The sequence below is a fragment of the Paenibacillus allorhizosphaerae genome, from assembly GCF_042659105.1.
In the GTDB taxonomy this organism is placed as follows: Bacteria; Bacillota; Bacilli; order Paenibacillales; family NBRC-103111; genus Paenibacillus_G; species Paenibacillus_G allorhizosphaerae.
Window position 1 is genome coordinate 583598 of record NZ_JBHSRV010000003.1, and the last position, 18633, is coordinate 602230.

An 18633-nucleotide genomic window follows, 5' to 3' on the forward strand; every position below is an offset into this window, starting at 1 on the left:
GTATATAGCTCTGTGAAAAAGACGCTTTCAACCACAACCCAAATGTGGATGAAAACGTCTTTTCGCATGCGGATTTTTTTGACCGGACGTGGGTTCGAGGACTCTATTTCATCAAGGAGAGTAGATCGAGCCGGCAAACAGCCACGCTCCCGTCTGACTGTCCTCAATCGCCATGAAGAAGGGGCGATTCACGTTCATGAGGAACGGGGCTTTGGGCACTTCCGCCGAAGCTGTCTTCATTGTGACCGATGTGGCGGCGGCGGCTTCCGTCCCTTTCTCGTTAACCTCCAGGAACGTTTTGTGCATCACCTGCCCTACATACAGGTTTGGCGGGACCGAAGCAATTCCGGAAAAATCCGCTTTGCCCGGGTCATATGCAAGCCCCATGCCCATGGACTGCAGCGCTTTATCCAGCGGCTTTCCATATTCCAGCTTAAAGCTCGGCAGACGGATCTCCCCGACCTTTCGCTCAAACGGCTTCTGCCAGCGGGTTGCATCCGACCACAACAGATCGTGCAGCGCGGATAAAGAAGACGATTCATCCGGGAGGATGACGAGCATACTCATTTGTCCTTCCCCGTACGGAAGACGGATCGCTTGGAACCCTTTCTCTTGCAAATATTCGTATGTTCCCGTCCTGGACATCATAGAGACTTTTTTGTCGGTTCCATCGATAAGCTTAAACGACTCCTCTTTCGTGGAGGATGGGGCAAATTCATCCTTCCATTGGCCCTTAAAGTAGATGGCGTTTACGAGCACCAAATCATCGTCCGGATTTAATGGTTTGTTCAATATGGACGGTATTTTATTGCGCGTTTGTTTGTCCACCCAGCTGTTGATCGTTTCATGCGCCTTTGGATTGTTGAAATCGAGCTCCGTGACCTTGGCGTCGTAGAAGCTGCGGTTCAGTTCCAGAAACGCTTTGTGGAACGGCTTTCCTTTCCTCCCCCATAGGGAATTCGCGACATTCAGCTCGACCCCTTTTCCGGTCTTCTCGAGCAATGCCTTCACCGTTTTATAGCCTTGATTGACCTCCTCGGCCGACATGCCCGTCCAGCCTAACGTGGCGGCCATCACTCGCTTCGTATCCCCAGCGCTCCCGTTGTATGTCATGGCCAGTGCCATGGATACGCTCGTCGGCGAGAGGAATACATTGCTTCCTTTGTCCTCCAGCACCATTTGACGGTGGAGAGACAACCCAAAAGCATTTTGCGCTTTTACGATTCTCGCATCCAGCGCGGATGCGGCTTCAGCCCGTTTGTCCAAAGAGATGTCGGAAGGCTTTCCGCAAGAAGCGAGAAGCGCCGCCAAAACCAATCCGGCACATGCCTGTGTTACACGCATTCGAATCCCCCCCTGCCTTGAATTGTTCCTTCGCATTACTAGACGGGGATGAATACTTGAATGTTGCCGAATCGCTCCAATTCTCCTCCACATATCATATAAATAACCCCTTTGATATACATCGGATGAACCTGCAGGTTTTTCCAATGTCTATCAAAGGGGTGCATTTCATCTGACGAATGTAACCAACCGGCAGGACTGCTGATTACTTTTAACTAAAAACTTCTTCCCGCTCTTCGTCCATAATCTTCCGCTTCAGCCGCTCCACCAGGACGTCCAGCGGCTCCGGCGCCAACAGCTCGATCGGCGAAATACCCCGCTCGAACTGCAGCCAGTCCCCTTCCATGACGACGACGTAACGGTCGCCCTGCTTCGCGATATGGAGACGGTCTCCGAAGTCGGCGAGCAGCGCTTTGACCGCCATGTGACCCAGCTTCAGCTTCAACTCCAGATCCGGCTTCTGTTCAACCATGATCGAGGCCGCCTCGACGACCTGCTGCGGCTCCCACTTCTCCTGAAGCTCGCGCTTGTCGCTGTGCGCCCACAGCTCCATTTCTTCAAGCTCCCGCTCTTTTACTTGCGGCTGATCCTCATATACTTGCTCGACGTACTGCTGCACGAAGCCGAGCACCTGCTCGTTCATCAGCTCCGGTACCGATTTTTCATACTCGACATATTTGAGAAAGTCCTCGAAATAATTGGCATGCGACGACTGATGAATTTTCAGCTCCCGCACTTCCATCATGCCCGGTTCCGGCATATGCGGGTACATGATCGATTTCAAATTTTTCGCGTTAATCGCCATTTCCACTTTGTTCAGCAGGCTGCGTTCGTCGGTAATTCGCGCGATTTTTTGCTCGAAGTCGCATTTGAACACAAACAAAAACGGCTCGTCGAAATATTGATTCAGCTTGGCACGCACGACAAACATCGCCCCGCCTCGAATCGCGCTCGCATCCATATACGTCGTGACCAGCTCGTCGGCGTGACCCATAAATTGATCCATGGTCGAGGCTGTCCGCAGCCTTGCGAACAAGTTATAATTCGGATTCGAGTCCAGATCGTAGCCCGGTTCGGTCATGAACATGCCGATTTTGGTCGGCACCTGCTCTGCCTTCGGATTGCGCTCGGCTTTGCGCTTCGCCGTCTTGGCAAACTCCCCGTCCAAAAACGCGCTCAGCTCGCTTTCCGCATAATCGTATCCGTCCATCGTTACGTAATGCTTGGAGCGCTTTCCGCTCTGTCCGTCTTCCCCGTCCACTTGAACGACAAAAAAAGAGATGAATTCCACATCGAATTTCATGCTGCGCGTCCCCTTTGATCCAGCGTTGACTTCCGTCTCCGTTCGAAGAGACCGACTATCAGTATACTATAGTTTCCGCTGAAGATCATAGAGAAAAATGTCCGAATCGATTTAATTTCGGAACATTTGATCGCGTTTCGGCCCGACGGAAATCGTGCGAATCTGTACGCCGATCCGCTCCTCGATCGCCTGCACATACGCTTTAGCCTGCTCGGGCAAGTCGGCGAACGAGCGTACTCCCGATAGGTCTTCCTTCCAGCCCGGAAGCGTGGCATACACCGGCTCCGCCCGGTCCAGCTTGACCGTCACGGGGAACCGTTCCGTCACGACGCCGTCAATCCGATAGCCGATGCAAATCGGGATTTCATCCAAATAGCCGAGTACGTCCAGATTCGTCAAGGCCACTTCCGTCGCCCCCTGCACTTGGCAGCCATACCGGGTCGCCACCGCATCGAACCAGCCCACGCGCCGAGGCCGGCCGGTCGTCGCTCCGTATTCGCCCGCATCGCCTCCCCTTGCGCGCAATTCGTCGCCTGATTCCCCCAGCAATTCGGTCACGAAAGGGCCTGTTCCGACGCAGCTGGAATATGCTTTCACCACAGCGACAATTCGGTCGATCGAATAAGGCGGCAGCCCGGCTCCGACGGCGGCAAAGCCGGCCAGCGTCGAAGAAGACGTTGAGAACGGATAGATGCCATGGTCGGGATCACGCAGCGCCCCCAACTGGCCTTCGACCAAAATCCGCTCCTTGCGACCGAGCGCTTCATGGAGCATCTCGGTCGTATCGCATAAATACGGCCGCAGCCTTTCCCCTTCGCTGAGCAGCTGCGCAACCAGCGCTTCCGTCTCAATAGGCGCTTCACCGTACCGGTGGGTGAGCAGCACATTTTTCGCCGAGACCGCCGACTCGATCCATTCCTTCAGTCTAACCGGGTCCGCAAGCTCTCCCGCCTGGATGCCGAGCTTCGCGTACTTATCCGCATAAAACGGTGCAATCCCTTTGCGGGTAGAACCGAAACTGCGTGCGCCGAGACGTTCCTCCTCCAGCCGGTCAAACTGCATGTGGAAGGGCAGCACCAACTGCACCCGGTCGGAAATGCGCAGCTTCGGCTTCGGCACGCCTCTGGCCTCCAATGCGTCCAGCTCCGCCACCAACTCCGAGACGTTAAGCGCCACCCCGGGTCCGATTACATTTGTAATATGTGGATGAAATACGCCGGAAGGCAGCAAATGCAGCGAAAATTTCCCGTAATCGTTAATGATCGTATGCCCCGCATTGCTTCCGCCCTGGTAACGGACTACCACATGCGCTTCAGCCGCCAGGGCATCGGTGATTTTGCCTTTCCCCTCGTCTCCCCAATTCGCGCCTACAATGGCCGTAACACTCATGTTCATCCCGCCTTCTACTTGAGTATTTGCTTTCATCCGTATTATAGTGGATGTACAGACCATAAATGTAATGAATAATGCTTATATCCGTCATAAAGGGAGTTTATGTTATGATCGCCAATATGGAATGGTACCGCGTATTTTATATGGTCGGCAAAATCGGGAGCATTTCCAAAGCCGCCGAGGAACTGTTTCTGACCCAACCTGCAGTCAGCCACTCGATCAAACAGCTTGAAAAAAAACTGGGTGGCCAGTTGTTCTTCCGCTCGTCCAAAGGCGTCAAGCTGACGGCGGAAGGCGAAATCTTGTTCAAATATATCGAACAGGCTTATCATTTTATGGAGACAGGTGAACGAAAAATCGGCGAGATGCACCAACTGATGGCCGGGGAAGTCAAGATCGGGGCCGGCGATACGCTGTGCCGTCATTACTTGCTGCCGCACCTGGAGTCGTTTCACCGCGATTTCCCCTCCATCCGGCTGCAGGTTACGAACCGGACTACGCTAGAAACGTTGGCGCTGCTCAAAGAAGGCCAAATCGACTTCGGCATCGTCAATCTCCCGCCGGAGGACAAGCAGATCCACGTTCGTGAAGGCATGCCGATTCAAGACGGTTTTGTAGCAGGCATGAAATATAAAGCACGGCTCGCCGACCGGCTCGTCCCATTGCAAGAACTGCTTGAATATCCGCTCATCATGCTGGAACGAGGGAGCAGCACCCGCCGCTATCTTGACCGCTATGCCGAAAGCCGTGGCGTTGTGCTTCGTCCCGAATTTGAGCTGGGCAGCGTGGACTTGCTGCTGCAATTTGCCGGGATCGGGCTCGGCATCGCATGTGTCATCACCGATTTTATCGGTGAAGAGCTGCGCAGCGGACAATTGTTCGAGGTGCGCCTCGACGCACCGATTCCTCCTCGGCGCATTGGCATCATTACGCTGAAGGACGTACCGGTCTCCGCCGCCGCCCAGCGTTTAATGTCTCGTCTTCCGTAAACAGCCGTGCTGCTCCCTCATTCCCGATTTCGTTAAAATCGATTTGAAATGGCTATACTTGTTACATAAACAACGGCAAGGAGTCTACATCGAATGATACTGGCTACGAATGTGCTTTTTGTGTTAGCTGCCCTCGTTTCTGGTGCAATTAAGAAATGGAAAACGTACTATGAGACGATACTTTTTATTTCTTTTTGCGATTTGCTATATAACCTTCTGTGTAAGAACCATTTAACCTGGGCGTTTTATCCGGATTTTCTGTTAAACCATAAAACCACGGAATTGGTTAATTTGTTCGTTCTCCTGCCTGCGACAACAATGCTATACTTACACTTTTTTCCGAATCATAAAACGAAGCAATTCGTTTATTATTTAGGTTGGATTGCCGGATATTCCGTAATCGAATTTGTGTGGTTTCGCTTCGGCCGCATAACTTATCATCATGGCTGGAATTTTTATTGGTCCATTGGGTTTTATTTCGCAATGTTTTATGTCCTCCGAACTCACCATACCAATCTAAAGAGAGCATTGCTTTTTTCGCTTGTTGCGGTCGTTTTATTAATCATTACTTTTAAAATACCGATCTGGACATAGCTGCTCTTGTCGACATACCGTAACATAACCGGCGGTAAACATCATCCTCCTCAACTTCTCGCAATATTGTAAAAGTAAATGAGTGTAACCGCATACGTTATCAGTTGGTGGAAAATAGGAAATCTGCAGGCGAAAAGTTTCACTTTTATCCACGGACAATCTGTATAAAGATGAAGCATGGAGATGTGATCCGATCCTTATTCGAGAGTCGAGGTGCCGACCGTGAATCCCGTGCTGCTTTCCGTGTTATTTGCTTTTGCCGCTACAGCCGTATGTTGTCCCCTGCTGATCTGGGGATTGAAAAGCTTAAAGCTGACGCAGCCCATCCTATCCGAGCTGCCATCCGATCACCAGGCTAAACGAGGAACGCCGCTTATGGCCGGACTTATTTTATTTTGCGGCATTGCTGCACCCTTTCTCGTACACACTTCCCCGTTAACCGGCTATCTTGGTGCCGTATTCCTGCTGTTCAGCTTGATCGGTTTTCTCGACGACATGAAGAAAGCGCTGTTTCAAAATCCGTCGGGGATATCTGCCCGCACAAAACTTTTGTTCCAGTTCCTGTTCACCGCTGTGCTGCTGTATGTGCTTTATTCCTATTTTGAACTGAGCACCAACATCCCGGTCACCGCAACCATGGAGCTTGTCCTTCCGGTCTTTCTCTATTTTTCGATAGCGGCCTTATTTATCGTCGGCTCAGCCAACGCCATCAACTTCACCGATGGGATGGACGGACTGCTCATCGTCGTGTCGCTGCCCACGTACTTGTTCTTTTTTGCCATATCCGAGCAGCCGGAGGTGCAGTTATTTTGCCTCACTATGATCGCAAGCCTCATTGGGCTGTTGTTCTACAATCTTTATCCGGCCAAAGCGTTTATGGGAGACACCGGGTCTCTTGCCATCGGCGGCTCGCTTGCTTTTTTATGCGTGATGGAAAAGGTGGAAATTCTCGCGCCGCTTCTGTTTTTCGTCTACTTTGCAGAACAATTGTCCGTCATATTGCAGGTATGGTATTACAAAAAAACGAAGCTGCGTATTTTTAAAATGGCGCCGATTCATTACCATTTCCGGTTAAAATACGGGTGGAGCGAAAACACGATCGTCCTCGTGTTCGGCTCGGTATCGTGGGCTTGCGCGCTGCTCTGTTATATGTTGTGGCGGTATGTATTGGTGACCTAGGAGAAAGAGAGTACATAAGAAAAACTGATAAACAATGAAGGAGGAACGACGATGAGAATTGAGGATGCGATAGAGGAGAAATTCAAATGCACCAAGTGTCGCGGCACCAGTTGCCGGATCAAAGAAGTTGCGATGACCGGGACCGGGTTAAGCAAGCTGCTGGACATTCAACACAATCACTTTCTGTTCGTATCCTGCGAAAACTGCGGGTACGTTGAAGTGTACAACCCGAGCATTCTTGAAGGCAAGTCACGCGGTCAACTGGGGACGGTCCTCGATATTTTGTTCGGATAACTGCGAAAAGCCCACTTTGATGGGCTTTTTTCATTTGAACCAGCGGGTTATCTCAGGCTCGTTCATAGGCATGCTTTAATTACCGTCAGCCGATGCTTGTCTTCAGCAGCAATTCATTCCTGCGGCTTCGTTCCTATGGCAAGATGTTCCCAGCCATATGCGATTTCCGTCAATCGAGCCCCGCCGATTTCGAGAGTCTGCTTCATTATTTCCTTGCCTCCCATCGACTCGTAAAAATATTTCGCCGGATTGTCCTCCAGCACCCAGATTAACATCGACTGAAAACCTCTTTGAGAGACGGCGTTCATTATTTCCCGGACAAGCTTTTTGCCAATCCCCTGCCGTTGATACGCTTGCAAGATGTAGAGCGCGTACAACTCACCGGAATACAAGGGATGCCCTGAACGCTCCTTGCCTCCACTTGCAAAGCCAACGATCGCTCCTTCTTCATTTTCTGCAACAAATACATGCTGATCCGCCTTCAAATTGGCTTCCCAACGTTTTTTGCGGTCTTCGTAGGACAGCGTATCCAGGTAAGCATCCGGTACGATGCCGCGGTATGTCGTTTTCCAGCTGTCGATGTGAACTTTAGCAATGGCCGCCGCATCCGATAAGGCCGCTTTTCGAATCTGCATGATATCCGCTCCATTTGGGTGAATGAATAGCACATATTATACCATATTTCACCTATCCTGTTTCAGCAAATTATCCCTTGTTTAGACGATACGGCTCCCGGATGCCGGTCACTATGCCGGTAAATACGACATCAAACTGCTTTAATGCCTCGATTGGCTCCGGCTTATCGGCACATTGCCATGCCGAGATTTGCGATGGCAGCGCTGTTAACACAACACAAAATAGAATCACATGAATACGACCGTCCTCATGGATTTCCTCTCTTCTAAATATACATATATAGGATGCTTCTGACGCATTATACGCTATTGACGTATCAGTTAGCCTCTTTGTTCCAAGAGTTCACCCACGAAATAAAAATAGCGGATATTCAGCGCGCAGCTGAACATCCGCTATGTATACATTGTTTTACTGAATGACGCCGCAAGCGATGCGTGCGCCGGAGTTGCCGCTTGGGTCCGTCTTGTAATCGTCCGCCTTCTCATGAATGACGAGCGCGGTACCGCCCGGTTTCAACAGCGAGTTCGGCTTATCTTTTTCCAGCGTCACCATCTTGCTCACAAAGCTCGCTTGCGCTTTTCCGTCGGCGGCGACCATCAAGTTCGGAAGATCGCCCGCATGCGGTCCTTCCGGATTCAATTCGCCGTGCTTTTTGTGCTGCGGGTTGAAGTGCACCCCGGCTGATTCGAACTTCGGCGCTTCGCATTTTCCGTTCTCATGCACGTGAATGCCATGCTCCCCGCGTGGCAAATAGGCTGCCTCCACATCGAACTGTACACCGCCATCCACCGGCGTCAGCTTCGCTTTCCCGATGGACGTTCCTTTCAGACCGATCAGGTCGACGGTTACCGGAGAAGCTGTGCCCTCGGAAGAAGCCGCAGCATGACCGTCCGGATGCGCCGATACCGCATGAGCATCAGGTCCGGCTTGTTTGGCTTGTTTATTCGCGCCGGATCCGAACCAGGAAAACGGTTGACCTTGGCATGCGCTGAGCACGAGCACGAACGCTGCAATCAGCGCTACTTTCACAAGTCGCAATTTCATGTTAACCCCCCATTTACCCTTAAAAAGGGCATGTTGTCAATGTACAGTAGACCATTGTTGCCATAATGGGAAAGGTTAAACATGCCGCATGCAACTTTTTTAGCCGTGCGCTCCGGCTTGGATGGCTACGGGAAGAACGGATTGCGCCACTCCATCAGCATGGCGTAGTGGTGCGATTCGTCATCTTCCAGGTAGTTTGGAACAAGTTTTACCGGCGTACGTCCGCAGCGGAGCAAAAACGTCATGACCGGATCGTTCAATTCTCCCTTGAGCACCGCTTCCACATATGCATCCGCCGCCATGTCGTTAGCGACCCGGTGATAGCCGGGAAGGCGGCCTCCGCCGAGCAGCCGCTTCAGGCGGAGCTGAACGACCACCTCGTACATCGAGAGCATCAGCCATTTTCCGAGCCCGAGCTTCCGGTAAGCCGGCCGCGCGCTAATATCGACGATGTACAGCGTATTTCCATGCGGATTATGGTTACGGACATAGCCTGCATCCGTAATCTCCTCCCATGTATGCTCGGCATGAGCCGGATCGAAATCGACGATCAGGCCGGTAATGGAAGCGGCCGGCTCCCCGTCAATCTCGACGCAAAGCGCCCCCTCCGGAAAAAACCGGATATGATTGGCAAGCTGCTCCTTGTTCCACCACAGCTCCGAAGGAAACGGCGGAGGAAAGCTTTCCTGTTGAATTCGGATCAAGCCATCAAAATCTTGTTCCGTGTAGTTTCGGATGACCGCATGCACGTTCCGGTCACGCCCGCGATCATGCACATACAGCTCCTTGCGGTACGAAGTCACAGGCAATCCGCCTCCTTCCTAGCTCCAATCCGTATAAAGATCCGTTCGGCGGTCGCGCCATGTCGTAACGGAGCCTTTTTCCCGAATCTGGTGCAATAGCGATATATCCAGGTCGCCCGTAATGACCATATCGCCGTTGATTTCACCGACGGTCATCAAACCGCCCGGCGGAAACGGCACATCGTTCGGCGTTATAATCGCCGCTTGCCCGTAGTTGCCGCGCATGAAATCGACCGTTGGCAGCGAACCGACGGTTCCCGTCGTCACCACGTAAACCTGATTCTCGATCGTGCGCGCATGACATGTGTAACGCACCCGATGAAACCCGTGCCTGTCATCCGTGCAGGAAGGGCAGAACAAGATATCGGCCCCCTTCGCCCTCGCCATCCGCACAATTTCCGGGAACTCCATGTCATAGCAAATAAGAATCGCGACCCGGCCTTTGGCCGTATCGAACACGCGAAGCCCGTCTCCTGCCGCCATGCTCCATTCCTTTACTTCCGTCGGCGTGATGTGCAGCTTTCGCTGTTCCTCTACCCGGCCGTCCGGATAAAACAAAAACGCGGTATTGTACAAGCGGCCGCTTTCTTCAATGATGTGCGTACCGCCGATCAAATGCATACCGGTCTGCTTGGCCAGTGTGCCGAACAGCTCCATGTAGCGGTCGGTGAACTGCGGCAGCTCTTCAATGGACAATGCCGAACCGCTTTCGTCCCCCTTGCCGATCGACATTAGCTGTGTCGTAAACAGTTCGGGAAACAGCACGAAATCCGATTCAAACTCCTCAGCTGTTTTGACATAATGTGTAACCTGCTGCGCGAATTGTTCGAACGTGGAAATGGTGTGTAAATGATATTGCACTGCGGATACTCTAAGTTTCATGACCGTTCCTCCGTCTCCCTGTATCATCTTGTTATGAAGTTTTTGTGAGACATTATACCATCTTGTATAGGAGAACACCATGATTCGTCATCGGATTGACCCGGTTCAGATCGTACTTGTTTACCGTGTGTGCGAATTCGAACGATACGCATCGGTAAGGTTGATATTGAATGTAAGATCGCGCCTCACGGCTCTCCCGTTACGGCCAAGCTCATGCCTTGTCCCCGTTCGATTGCACTCCGCATCCGTACGCTTCGTAAAGCCGGGCAACCGAATGTCTGATAAAATCGACCATCTCTTGCGGTTCAAGCACGACCGCATCGGCGCCCAAATTGACGAAATAGCGGCTGAAAAATTCGATTTCGTCAGGTTGAATATACAGCGTCAGCTGACCTTCCCCTGACGGCTCTTCCTTCAATTCTTCCTGAAACCAGGCTTCCCAGCGGCAGCGGCGCACCCCTTCGGCCGTCAGCCGAACGTTCACCCGAAGCTTCTGATCCAAGTCCGTACCGCGGTCCGTCTCTTCGGGCGGCTTAAACCAATCCGTAATCGTAAAATCGCTTAAATCCACTTTCGGATGCGTTTCTTCCGTCCATTCGGCTTGAAGCACACGATCTACGCGAAACGACAAGTGCATTTCCTTCAAAAAACAGTACGAGGGACAGTACCAAAAACCGTTGTAGGAATACACGCCGATCGGTTGAATCGTCCGTTCTTTCGAGCCGTTCTTGGATTCGTACACGACGCGCAGCGGCCGCTGCTGCAGTGCCGCATCCAGAAGCAGCTTCAGATGCGGGACGGCTGCCGGGCGCTTCGGCGTCCAGAAGACGACGCGCTGTTTCATTTTATCGATCTTTAGTTTCGTATCGTCGGGAAGGTAATAATAAAACTTGTTTAACGCCGATACGGACTCCTCGTTAAACGGCAGCGCCCCGTAATGCTGGAGCGACTGATAAGCGAAAAACATCGCCACCGCCTCCTGCTCCGAGAACATGATGGGCGGCAGCATCCGTTCGTTCAACACCCGATACCCGCCGTACGGCCCGTATTCCGCATACAGCGGAAGTCCGAGCTCTCCGAGCACCTGCAAGTCCCGCATGATCGTTCGGGCGGATACATTGAATTCTTCCGCCAGCTCCCGCACGGTAAACCGTCTTCGTTTGTTGACGGCAATCATCAGTTCCATGAGCCGCTTCGATTTGGACACGAACGTTCCATCTCCATTTCTATTGCTTGATGCTCTCAGTATACCATAAGACTATGTCAGATCATGTCATAGTTAGGCAAGCCTCTGTCACTCCGCGCTAAACAATAAAGCGCCTCCCACCGTATTCTTTCGGCGTGAGGCGCTTTATGATTTGCATTTATGCGGGATATACCCGTAAATCATGCGTTCGAACTACTGTCACTGGAGTACATTTACTCCACGTGCTCCAGCCAGTTCAACTCGTCGCGTGTCAGAACGATTTCCGCTCCCTGACGGCACGATTCCAACTCTTCCGGAGATTGGGCGCCGATCAGCGCGCACGTCGGGAATGGCTGGTTCAGCACATACGCCAGCGCAATTTGAATCGTGCTGACTCCTTTCTCCTTGCCGAGCTGCTCCGCACGGCGCAACCGCTCCCAGTTGGCATCGCTGTAAAATACGCGTACCATGTCAGCGTTGTCACGTACCTCCGGCGTGAAGCGGCCGGTGAAAAACCCGCGCGCTTGCGACGACCAGGACAATAGTGGAAACTCATGCTTCTCGTGCCATGCGCAATCCGCGGCGTCGACCGATACGCATCCAGCCCAGAACGGCTCTTTCGCTTTCGCCAGGCTCAGGTTCGGACTACTGAAGGTGAACCCGATCTGACCGCTGGCTGCAGCGTATTCGTTGGCTTCCTGCAGCCGCTGAACGGTCCAGTTCGAGCCGCCGATCGCCTTGACACGGCCGGCGCGGATATGCTCGTTGAGCGCGTCGACGATGATGCTTACAGCGATGTTCGGGTCGTCACGATGTAAAGCATACAAGTCGATGTAGTCCGTACCGAGCCGCTCCAAACTGATGCTCAGGTCGTGAGCGATCGCCTCGGGGTTGACGCGCGGGCCGTTCTTGTCATGATGCGCGCCCTTGGTCAAGATGACGACATCCGAGCGGTTTCCGCGGTCTTTCATCCACTGGCCAATCGCTTGCTCGCTCTCGCCGCCGCAATACCCATAAGCGGTATCGATCGTATTCCCGCCTATGGCAAAATAGGAATCAAGCACCGAGCACACTTTGTCATACACGCTTGGGCGGAAATAGTCCGAACCTTGAATCAAACATGATACCGGTTTATCCAAACCTTCGATACGAATCGTTCTCATATAGGCCGTTCCCCTTTATTAAAGTAAGATGAGTTCGTTGATCGATTACAATTCTACACGTCTGCGCTCTCTTGCGGAGGTCAGGCATGCATCGACGACGCGCATGCCCGCAATAGCGTCTGCCGGCGAGTACGGCAGCGGCTCCCCGTTCATGACGCAACGGGCGAATGCATCCGCCTGCAACGCGTATTGGTTAACGCGCGGTACTTCCACTTCGCGTCTGCCGTTTTTGGTGATCACAAAGAAGTTATCTCCTGCGTCCTGCCCGACGGTATATGCACGCGGCAGCTCGATGCGGCCATCGGTGCCGAGAATTTCCAGATTGTTGCGGCCGAACGCCCACATGCCGCAATCGAACGTAAGCGCGACGCCGCCGGAAAATTCGATCAGACCCGACGCCATCATATCGACATTGTCGTGCTGTGGAGAAAACAACGCGTGCATTGTCGCCGCTTCCGGCTCGCGTTCCAAAATCATGCGCGCGGCTGTAAGCGGATACACACCGACGTCATACAGCGAACCGCCGCCCATGTTTTGCTTGAAGCGCACATTATTCAAGTTGCCGGCGCTGTTAAACGTAAACGCGCCGTGAATGCCGCGGAGCTCCCCGATTTCGCCGGAGGCGATGATTTCCTTGATCATCGCGTAACGCGGATGATAGCGATACATGAACGCTTCGGCAAACGTAACGCCGGCGCGTTCGCAAGCGGCTGCCATTTCTTCCATCTCCGCAGCGGTAAGCGCCGCCGGCTTCTCGCAAAGCACATGCTTACCGGCTTGCGCGGCGCGGATGGTCCATTCCTTGTGCAGATGATTCGGCAGCGGTATGTAAACGGCGTCGATCTCGTCGTCCGCAAGCAGCTCTTCATAACTTCCGTATGCTTTCGGAATGTTCAGCTTGGCGGCGGTTTCCTGCGCTTTCTCGATGCCGCGGCTCGCAATCGCCGCGACCTCTCCCGTCTCCGACAGCTTTGTTCCCGGAATAACCGCGCGAATCGCGATGCCCGCACAACCAAGTACTCCCCAGCGCAGCTTGTTGGCGCTCATGTCAACAGCACTCCTTTAGATCTATGATTTAATACGATATTGTCATTATATTGAACGAGCCTTAAAATGAAAATAAAAGCTTTTTGCAATCATATGACACAATATTGCTCTAATGGGAGGCACATGATGCGACGCCAAGTTCAGCTGCCTACGTTTACGGAGAATGAATATATGATATTGCCGGAGTCGGTGGGCTGGTACAAAGACTGGTCCGAGCATTCGGTCAACCGAAAAGCCGGTTCGCTCAATAATTTCAGCATTCATCTGGTGCTGGAAGGCAAAGGCTATTTGCAAACCGAAAAGCAGCAGTATACACTGCAGCGCGGGGACGCGTTTTTATATTTTCCGATGCAGGAGCAGCGTTACTACAGCGATAAGGACGACCCGTGGAACATTCGCTGGTTTCATTTTTACGGGGACACACTCAAAGATTATTTGCTGAACAAAGGCTTTCACCGCTCCCCCATCTGGACGATGCGCCAATGGAAACCGCTTGAAGAGGCGATACTGTCGCTGTTAGCGGAAGCGGAGGAGCATGGCTTTTTGCGTATGACCCGTCTGTCCACCTTGACGTATGCGGCATTAACCGAGTTTACGGCGCACGCCGCTTCGCCGACTACCGCCAAAAGCCCGGAGACGGAAACCCGCATCCGCGCCCTGCTGCCGAAAATGCAGAGTGAGGCCGCTCAGCCGTTCGATCTGGATTATTGGGCCGGCATCGCCGGGGTCAGCACGTATTATTTTTGCAGGCTGTTCCGGAAAGCGACGCAAATGACGCCGATGACTTTCATCACTTTATGCCGGCTTCAGCTCAGCAAACGGCTGCTTCTTGAGAAAGAGGAGCTGACGGTCAGGGAAATCGCAGAGCAGACGGGCTATCCCAGCATCAGCTATTTCAACAAGCGTTTTTTGGAGCAGGAAGGCATGACGCCTACGGAATACCGGGAGCTTTTTCACAAGCGATGATGAAACGCGGATCGAGACCATTTCGGGTCGGATGGCGAGGAAAAGTTCGTCTCGGCTCCCTCGTATGTTACAATAGCCTTTGGAAATCATTGCACGATGTCGTTTACAGCGGAAAGGAGTACTTATGAAATCGCTCGTTTTGGCAGAAAAGCCGAGCGTGGCCAAAGAAATCGCCCGTGTGCTCGGTTGTCATCAGAAACATAAATCTTATATCGAGGGCCCGGACTATGTCGTTACCTGGGCGCTGGGCCATCTCGTTACGCTCGCGGAGCCGGAAGATTACGATCCGAAGTTTAAGACGTGGAATTTAGAAGATCTTCCGCTGCTGCCTTCCAAAATGAAACTGAAGCTCATTCGGGAAACGACGCCGCAGTTCAAGGCGATCGCCCAACTGGTGCAGCGCAGCGATCTAGGCCAGCTCATCATCGCAACCGACGCAGGCCGTGAAGGCGAGCTCGTCGCCCGTTGGATCATGGAAATGACCCGCTGGCGCAAGCCGTTCAAGCGTCTGTGGATTTCCTCCCAGACGGACAAGGCGATCCGGGAAGGATTCGCGCAGCTGAAACCGGGGCAAGCCTACGATAACTTGTACCGTTCCGCGGTATGTCGGGCAGAAGCCGACTGGCTGGTCGGCCTCAATATTACAAGGGCGCTGACGTGCAAGCATCAGGCGCAGCTCGCCGCCGGCCGCGTTCAGACGCCGACGCTCGCCGCGCTGATGGAGCGCGAGCGCCAGATCAAATCGTTTCAATCCAAAGATTACTGGATGCTGCGGGCGCAGCTCGGCTCGTTTCAGGCGGTATGGCGGAGTGCGGCGCAGCCGGATGGAAGATTGTTCGACCGCGAGGCGGCAGAAGCGCTGCTCGCGCAGCTGAATCAGGCGCGTTCCGCCAAGGTCGCGCAGCTGAAAACGACAGAGAAGAGCGAACCGCACCCGCTTGCCTACGATTTGACGGAGCTGCAGCGCGATGCGAACCGGCGCTTCGGCTTCTCTGCGAAGCAAACTTCGAACGTGCTGCAGCGGCTGTATGAGCAGCATAAGCTCGTAACGTACCCGCGCACCGATTCGCGCTACTTGTCCTCCGACATGGCTGCGACGCTGCCCGCCCGATTGGAAGCGTTGAACGTATCGCCATATGCCGCGCTGGTCAAACCGCTGCTGAGGAAACCTTTGCCGTTGTCCAAGCGGATCATTGACGACAGCAAGGTGTCGGATCACCATGCGATCATTCCGACCGACGAGCGTCCGCAGCTGCATACGCTGAGCGCCGATGAACGTAAGCTGTACGATCTGATCGTGAAACGGTTTATCACGTTGTTTTATTCGCCGTTCCGCTTCAACGAAACGGCGGCGATAATCGACATCGGCGGAGAGCCGTTCCACGCCAAAGGGCGCATCACGGTCGACGCCGGTTGGAAAGCGGTAACCGGCCAGGAGACGACTGCGGAAACGGACGACGACGAGGAAGGGTCGGCCGGCGACGAGCCGACCTCCCTGCAATCGCTCCCGCCGCTGCAGGCCGGTGGTGAACTGAAAGACTTCCGCTTGCAGCTCCATAAGCAGGCGACGAAACCGCCGGCGCGCTACACCGAGGCAGGTCTGCTCACTGTGATGGAGAAACAGCACCTGGGTACGCCGGCCACCCGTGCCGATATTATCGAAAAGCTGCTGCAAACCGATACGATCGAGCGAAAGATGAATACGCTGCAGCCAACCGGTAAAGGCGCCCAACTGATCGAGCTCGTCGTCCCTGAGCTTCGCTCTTCGGAACTGACGGCTGCTTGGGAACAGGAACTGGAGCGCATCGCCAAAGGTAACGGTGACGCCGGTGCCTTCATGACGCGAATTCGGGAGCAAACGTCCGTTATCGTGCGTCAGGTCAAAGAAAGCGATGTGGAATACAAGCCGCATAATTTGACCCATTCCCGCTGCCCCGAATGCGGCACCCCGCTGCAGGAGATCAAGAGCAAACGAGGCAAGCGGCTCGTTTGCAGCAGCCGCGAATGCAGTTATTCGCGTGCCGCGGAACCGGCGTTGTCAGGCAAGCGCTGCCCGCAGTGCCACAAGAAGATGGAGATTCATTCCGGCAAAGCCGGAAAATACGCGCAGTGCCGCCCTTGCAACGTCGTTGAGATGCTGAACGACGCCGGCGGCGGACGCGCTTCGAAACGGCAGCAGTCGCACCTCGCCAAGCAATTCAGCGACAACGTGCAGCTGTCCTCGAGTCTAGGCGACGCGCTTAAAGCCGCGCTGAACAAGAACGAGGATTAATCCTGGTATAACCAAGGCAAGACGCTCGAGATGGATGGCGGTGCCTTCCTTTTAGAAGGCATCTGCGAGCTCTTCAGATCAACGCAATCGACATCATTACGCGCTTCGTACGATCCGAAAAAGAGCACCTCCGCCGATAGTTGGCATGAGGTGCTCTTTGTATTTTGTATATAGGGCATCAGGCTTCATTCGAGACTTAATCGAATGAAGCGAAAGCCACGCTCCCGGCGAATCACCGCACAAGTTCCGAAAGCCTCGGCAGCACGTTGCTTTCATAGAAGGAACGCAGCTGCTCCTTCTCCAGTTCCGTGAACTGGAACTCACAATCCCTGCCTTCATCCTGCGGGACGAATTGCACGATTGCGCCATCATGCGTGCAGATCAGCAGTGCCGTCAAATGTTCCAGTTCTTCCGGCAGCTCGCTGCCGTCCGTCAAGTCAAAGCTTACTTCAATGTCCAACCATTGACCCCTGCGTTCCGCCATAGCCCGCATATTCGCAAATCGAATCTCCTTCAGTTCACTCGAACCGTATTGTATCATTTGCGCACCACCTGATTTCCCGTGACCAGATTTCTTAGCGCAAGGTCGATACTCGGAAATAAAAAAGGAAATTGTTTGTTCATAGCCACGAGCGGGATCACCCGTTGTCCTTTGAGCAGCAACTCGGATAATTCCCCGAACATCAGCTTCATGACAAAAGCCGGTACCGGGAACAAGTAGGGCCTATGCATCGCTCTTGCGAGCGCGCGGCCGAACTCATCGTTTGTCACTGCATGCGGAGCCGTTGCATTGACCGGACCTTCGATATCTTCATTTTCGATGCAAAAATCGATCAGACGGCATATATCGTCAATGTGAATCCAGGACAGCACTTGCTTGCCGCTTCCTACACGGCCGCCCACTCCAAACTTAAACGGTAATGCCATCTTCGGAAAAGCGCCGCCGTCATTTCCAAGCACGATGCCTACTCTCAGCAAGACGACCCGCGTATCGGGAATATGCTCTGCCGCCATCTCCCATTGATCCACGACTTTGGACAAAAAATCGTCCACATGCAGCTCGCTTTCCTCGGTAAACGTTTCTTTCTCGGATGTGCCGTAGATGGAAATGCCCGACGCGTTGACAAGCACCGGTTTTTTTTCCAACCGCTCGATCATGCTGCTGACTCGCTCAACGGCATCGAGACGGGATTTCAAAATCCGCTCTTTCGCCTCGTGAGTCCAGCGTTGATTGATGGACTCGCCCGCCAAATTGACGATCGCATCCACGCCTGCAAGCGGCATAATATTCGTCTCGAGCTCCGACCAGGTAATATGCCGGATCATCGGATTGTCAGAACGTTTTTTTTGGCGGGAGATCAGAACGATCGACGCCTTTTTCTTCAAATAATAATCTGTCAGATGCTTGCCGACAAACCCGGTGCCGCCAGCAATGGCCACTTTCATGCGCTGTCCTCCACTTGTCGAATGCCGTCACCGCCTGCGCGCGTGCCGGACGCAACCTGTAATAAATAAGTGCTTTAATCTTTATTATATAAC

At 53.2% G+C, this 18633-nt stretch carries 18 protein-coding genes; 6 read left to right on the top strand and 12 right to left on the bottom strand.

Features of this window, described 5'->3' with window-relative positions; genetic code table 11:
• Window positions 1–111: 111 nt before the first annotated feature.
• From ACFQI7_RS15835 to ACFQI7_RS15845, 3 genes are all read right to left on the bottom strand, one after another.
• A complete protein-coding gene (locus ACFQI7_RS15835; protein WP_218097870.1) occupies window positions 112–1344 on the bottom strand; it encodes a serpin family protein in 1233 nt (410 codons plus the stop codon).
• A gap of 211 nt (window positions 1345–1555) precedes the next feature.
• The gene (locus ACFQI7_RS15840) at window positions 1556–2647 is read right to left on the bottom strand and encodes a DUF3900 domain-containing protein (protein WP_218097871.1); all 1092 of its coding nucleotides are present in this window, start codon (window positions 2645–2647) and stop codon (window positions 1556–1558) included.
• Window positions 2648–2758: 111 nt separating this feature from the next.
• The gene (locus tag ACFQI7_RS15845; RefSeq protein WP_218097872.1) at window positions 2759–4036 is read right to left on the bottom strand and encodes an adenylosuccinate synthase; all 1278 of its coding nucleotides are present in this window, start codon (window positions 4034–4036) and stop codon (window positions 2759–2761) included.
• A 110-nt stretch (window positions 4037–4146) separates the two neighbouring features.
• Here ACFQI7_RS15845 and ACFQI7_RS15850 point away from each other — a divergent pair, with 110 nt between their 5' ends.
• The 4 genes from ACFQI7_RS15850 (at window position 4147) to ACFQI7_RS15865 (ending at window position 7095) form a co-directional block, all read left to right on the top strand.
• On the top strand, window positions 4147–5028 hold the full coding sequence (locus tag ACFQI7_RS15850; protein ID WP_218097873.1) for a LysR family transcriptional regulator: 882 nt from the start codon (window positions 4147–4149) through the stop codon (window positions 5026–5028).
• Window positions 5029–5121: 93 nt separating this feature from the next.
• A complete protein-coding gene (locus ACFQI7_RS15855; protein ID WP_377517078.1) occupies window positions 5122–5622 on the top strand; it encodes a CBO0543 family protein in 501 nt (166 codons plus the stop codon).
• A gap of 213 nt (window positions 5623–5835) precedes the next feature.
• Entirely contained in the window at window positions 5836–6801 is a 966-nt protein-coding gene (locus tag ACFQI7_RS15860; RefSeq protein WP_377517080.1) for a phospho-N-acetylmuramoyl-pentapeptide-transferase, read from the top strand.
• A gap of 51 nt (window positions 6802–6852) precedes the next feature.
• On the top strand, window positions 6853–7095 hold the full coding sequence (locus tag ACFQI7_RS15865; protein WP_218097875.1) for a zinc ribbon domain-containing protein: 243 nt from the start codon (window positions 6853–6855) through the stop codon (window positions 7093–7095).
• Window positions 7096–7208: 113 nt separating this feature from the next.
• On the opposite strand, the gene ACFQI7_RS15870 is transcribed toward ACFQI7_RS15865, so the two are convergent.
• The 7 genes from ACFQI7_RS15870 to ACFQI7_RS15900 form a co-directional block, all read right to left on the bottom strand.
• Entirely contained in the window at window positions 7209–7730 is a 522-nt protein-coding gene (locus tag ACFQI7_RS15870) for a GNAT family N-acetyltransferase (RefSeq protein WP_218097876.1), read from the bottom strand.
• 409 nt (window positions 7731–8139) lie between these two features.
• A complete protein-coding gene (locus tag ACFQI7_RS15875; protein ID WP_218097877.1) occupies window positions 8140–8775 on the bottom strand; it encodes a superoxide dismutase family protein in 636 nt (211 codons plus the stop codon).
• Between the two features lie 125 nt (window positions 8776–8900).
• The gene (locus ACFQI7_RS15880) at window positions 8901–9578 is read right to left on the bottom strand and encodes a GNAT family N-acetyltransferase (protein ID WP_218097878.1); all 678 of its coding nucleotides are present in this window, start codon (window positions 9576–9578) and stop codon (window positions 8901–8903) included.
• 18 nt (window positions 9579–9596) lie between these two features.
• Window positions 9597–10460: a carbon-nitrogen hydrolase family protein gene (locus tag ACFQI7_RS15885; RefSeq protein ID WP_218097879.1), complete on the bottom strand. Its 864-nt coding sequence runs from the start codon at window positions 10458–10460 to the stop codon at window positions 9597–9599.
• A 211-nt stretch (window positions 10461–10671) separates the two neighbouring features.
• Window positions 10672–11667, bottom strand: coding sequence for a helix-turn-helix transcriptional regulator (locus ACFQI7_RS15890; RefSeq protein ID WP_218097880.1), 996 nt, complete (start codon window positions 11665–11667; stop codon window positions 10672–10674).
• 212 nt (window positions 11668–11879) lie between these two features.
• Window positions 11880–12809 (bottom strand): aldo/keto reductase, encoded by a 930-nt coding sequence (locus tag ACFQI7_RS15895; RefSeq protein WP_218097881.1) that lies wholly within the window; start codon window positions 12807–12809, stop codon window positions 11880–11882.
• A gap of 45 nt (window positions 12810–12854) precedes the next feature.
• Window positions 12855–13856, bottom strand: a complete 1002-nt coding sequence (locus ACFQI7_RS15900) for a Gfo/Idh/MocA family protein (RefSeq protein WP_218097882.1) — start codon at window positions 13854–13856, stop codon at window positions 12855–12857.
• A 126-nt stretch (window positions 13857–13982) separates the two neighbouring features.
• On the opposite strand from ACFQI7_RS15900, the gene ACFQI7_RS15905 reads away from it, so the two are divergent.
• Both ACFQI7_RS15905 and ACFQI7_RS15910 read left to right on the top strand, forming a co-directional pair.
• Entirely contained in the window at window positions 13983–14822 is an 840-nt protein-coding gene (locus ACFQI7_RS15905; RefSeq protein ID WP_218097975.1) for an AraC family transcriptional regulator, read from the top strand.
• Window positions 14823–14946: 124 nt separating this feature from the next.
• Window positions 14947–17094: a DNA topoisomerase III gene (locus ACFQI7_RS15910; protein WP_218097883.1), complete on the top strand. Its 2148-nt coding sequence runs from the start codon at window positions 14947–14949 to the stop codon at window positions 17092–17094.
• A 232-nt stretch (window positions 17095–17326) separates the two neighbouring features.
• Here the strand turns inward: ACFQI7_RS15910 and ACFQI7_RS15915 are convergent, their stop codons facing one another.
• Together ACFQI7_RS15915 and ACFQI7_RS15920 are read right to left on the bottom strand one after the other, a co-directional pair.
• Window positions 17327–17635, bottom strand: a complete 309-nt coding sequence (locus ACFQI7_RS15915; RefSeq protein ID WP_218097884.1) for a hypothetical protein — start codon at window positions 17633–17635, stop codon at window positions 17327–17329.
• Complete coding sequence (locus ACFQI7_RS15920) at window positions 17632–18540, bottom strand: TIGR01777 family oxidoreductase (protein ID WP_218097885.1); 909 nt, start codon at window positions 18538–18540, stop codon at window positions 17632–17634. The genes ACFQI7_RS15915 and ACFQI7_RS15920 overlap by 4 nt, the downstream gene beginning before the upstream one ends.
• Between the last annotated feature and the right edge of the window lie 93 nt (window positions 18541–18633).